The 2,849-nt window shown below is 62.0% G+C and carries 3 protein-coding genes; all 3 read left to right on the forward strand.

Annotated features, from left to right (window positions below; translation table 11 throughout):
* Positions 1 to 90 precede the first annotated feature (90 nt).
* The 3 genes from VGO04_RS03045 to VGO04_RS03055 all read left to right on the forward strand — a co-directional run bounded on the left by VGO04_RS03045 (position 91) and on the right by VGO04_RS03055 (position 2,763).
* Positions 91 to 1,035, forward strand: a complete 945-nt coding sequence (locus VGO04_RS03045; protein ID WP_327494489.1) for a LysR family transcriptional regulator — start codon at positions 91 to 93, stop codon at positions 1,033 to 1,035.
* 80 nt (positions 1,036 to 1,115) lie between these two features.
* The gene (locus VGO04_RS03050) at positions 1,116 to 1,898 is read left to right on the forward strand and encodes an SDR family oxidoreductase (protein ID WP_327494490.1); all 783 of its coding nucleotides are present in this window, start codon (positions 1,116 to 1,118) and stop codon (positions 1,896 to 1,898) included.
* A gap of 100 nt (positions 1,899 to 1,998) precedes the next feature.
* On the forward strand, positions 1,999 to 2,763 hold the full coding sequence (locus VGO04_RS03055) for an SDR family oxidoreductase (RefSeq protein ID WP_327494491.1): 765 nt from the start codon (positions 1,999 to 2,001) through the stop codon (positions 2,761 to 2,763).
* Positions 2,764 to 2,849 lie beyond the last annotated feature (86 nt).

A 2,849-nucleotide genomic window follows, 5' to 3' on the forward strand; every position in this document is an offset into this window, starting at 1 on the left:
TATCCGCGCGCGTGTCGAAGTGTTTGTCACCGGCCTTGCCGCAAGTATCGGTAATCTCGGGCAGTTCCTGCCCGAGTTGGAGGTGACGCGATGAACAGCATCCAGGACCTCCGCGTCTTCTCGGAAATCGTCAAATCGAACAGCTTTTCTCTCGCCGCCTCGAAGCTCGGCCTGTCGCCGGCAACGATGAGCGGACGGCTGAAGGCGCTTGAATGTCACTTCGGGGTGGCTCTCTTGAAGCGTACCACGCGTTCTTTGTGCCTGACGGAGGAGGGACGCTATCTCTTTGAAACGTCGCAGACGATCCTTGAGGATTTCGAGCGGCTCGACAAGACGATGCGGGCGCGCAAGAAAAACCCGAACGGAACGGTAACGATCGCAGCACCCACTGAATTCGGGCGGAAGTACCTGATCCCCTTGATCAGCGAGTTCGGCGCCGCGCATCCGGAAATCGGCTTTCGCCTCATCCTTGGTGACGAGGACGTCAGTCTGGTCGATGACGATTGCGATATCGTCGTTCGCTTTGGCGCAGTGCCCGACAGCGCACTGACTACCCGCAAGCTCGGCGAAAATCCGATGGTCATCTGTGCGGCGCCTGATTATCTGGCGCGTGTCGGGGCACCGGATGTGCCGTCCGATCTCGTTGCCCATAACTGTCTAGTCTATCTCGACGGCAGGATGGCTGCGGACAAATGGGGTTTTGCCGTCGATGGCGAACCGACGCTCGTTCGCGTCAGCGGCAACCGCATCGTCTCCGACAGGCAGGCGCTGATCGACCTTGCCAAGGCCGGCCAAGGGCTCATTCGCGTGTCGTCCTGGGATGTCGCGCGCGAATTGGAAGAGGGAACGCTGGTCGCGGTTCTCAGGGACTTCGACTGCGACCCCGAAATCATCCATCTTCTGTCTGAACCGAGACACCGCCTGCCTCTGCGGACGGCCGAGTTCATCGATTTTCTCCTGCAGCGCGTGAAGCGCCTGAGCCGCAGCGCGGAGCTTTGCAGGACCGAGTACCCAAGGCTGCGCGGCGCCGCCTGATCGCGTTCCACATCGCCCTCATTTCCGACGGTGCGTCCTTCCTGTGACCACCGAACGACGACGCATGGAGATTTTTTGAAATGGATTATGGTCTTTCCGGCAAGCACGTGTTGGTAACGGGCGGTGCCACGGGCATCGGGCGCGCCATTGCCTCGGTCTTTCTCGCCGAAGGTGCGGATGTGACCGTGAGCGGCATCAACGCCATCGAGGTCGAAGACGCAATTGCCGCTCTCGGTCGACGCTGCCGAGGGATCGCCGGGGATCTGACCGCTGCGGGCGAGGCCGAGCGGCTCTATGCCTTCGCCTCTTCCCATCGCCCCGTCGATATCCTGATCAACAGCATCGGCATCTTCGAAGTTCGCGATTTCTTCGAGACGACGGACGAGCACTGGTTTCGCTATTTCGACGTGAACGTCATGACCGGCGTGCGCATGTCGCGGTTGGTGATGAAGGACATGCTGGAGCGCGGCGAAGGCAGCATCGTCTTCATCAGCAGCGAAAGCGCGGTCAAGCCGCAGCCGTGGATGGCGCATTACGGCGCCATGAAGACTTGCCTGCTCGGTCTTTCGCGTGCGCTTGCCGAGTTGACGAAGGGCACCCGGGTGAGGGTCAACACCATCCTGCCGGGCCCGACCAACACCGAAGCGGTGCGCCGCTACCACCAGGAAATAGCCGAAGAGAAGGGCACGACCCGCGAGGCGGTCGTCTCCGACTACTTCGACGAAACCGAACCGACCTCGCTCATCAGGCGAATGATCGAACCGGACGAAGTGGCGCGCAGCGTCGTGCACCTGGCGGCAAGCGCGCACCTCAACGGCATGGCGATGCGCGCGGAGGGCGGCACGATCCGGGCCATTCTCTGAGCCTTCTTCAGCGGCGCTGAAGAGTGAATTCAGGGCAACGTCCTCAATCGCAAGAGCCAATCGGTTTATCAATAAAATCAGCAGGTTTCGGGAGGTGCAGGTGAACAGATTTGATCTTGATGGCAAGCGCGCCTTCGTCACCGGCGCCGGAAGTGGCCTCGGGCAGGCAATCGCAATTGCGCTTGCCGAAGCGGGTGCCGATGTCGCCTGCTTCGATCTGCCGGGTGCCGCCGGTCAGGACGAGACGCTGGCAGCCATCTCCACAATCGGAAGGAAAGTGCTGGCCCTCGGAGGCGATGTCACCGATCGCAGCTCGATCGAGGCCGCATTCGACCGAGCCGAGCGGGAGTTGGGCGAGATCGATATCGCCGTCAACAGCGCCGGCATCGCCAATGTCAGTGCGGCCGAGACGATGCCGCAGCCGCAGTTCCTGCGGATGATGGACATCAACCTCAACGGGCTCTTCTGGTCCTGCCAGGTCGAGGGCCGTCGCATGCTGGAGCGTGGCCGCGGCTCCATTCTCAACATGGCGTCGATCTGCGGCTCCACCGCCATCCCCGGCCTGGAGCAGGCGCACTACGACGCGACGAAGGCGGCGGTGATCCGCCTGACGAAGAGCCTTGCGGCCGAATGGGCCGGGCGGGGCGTGCGCGTCAACTGCCTGAGCCCGGGCTTCATGGCAACGCCCATGAACAGCCGGCCGGAAGTGGCCGAAAACGTCCGCAAGTTCGCTGCGATGACGCCGATGAAACGCATGGGGCAGCCACACGAAGTGGGTGGGCCGGCGGTTTTCCTCACGAGCGAGGCGGCCAGTTACTGCACCGGCGTCGATCTGAATATCGACGGCGGCTTTCTATCAATCTGACGACAGAGTGGGAGGAGAAATCATGTCGACAGTTCTGAAATTCACCAGCGCCGCGATCATCGCCTTGTTGGCCGCGTCACCGGCGC

This window comes from Ensifer sp., assembly GCF_035999185.1.
Taxonomy (GTDB): Bacteria; Pseudomonadota; Alphaproteobacteria; order Rhizobiales; family Rhizobiaceae; genus Ensifer.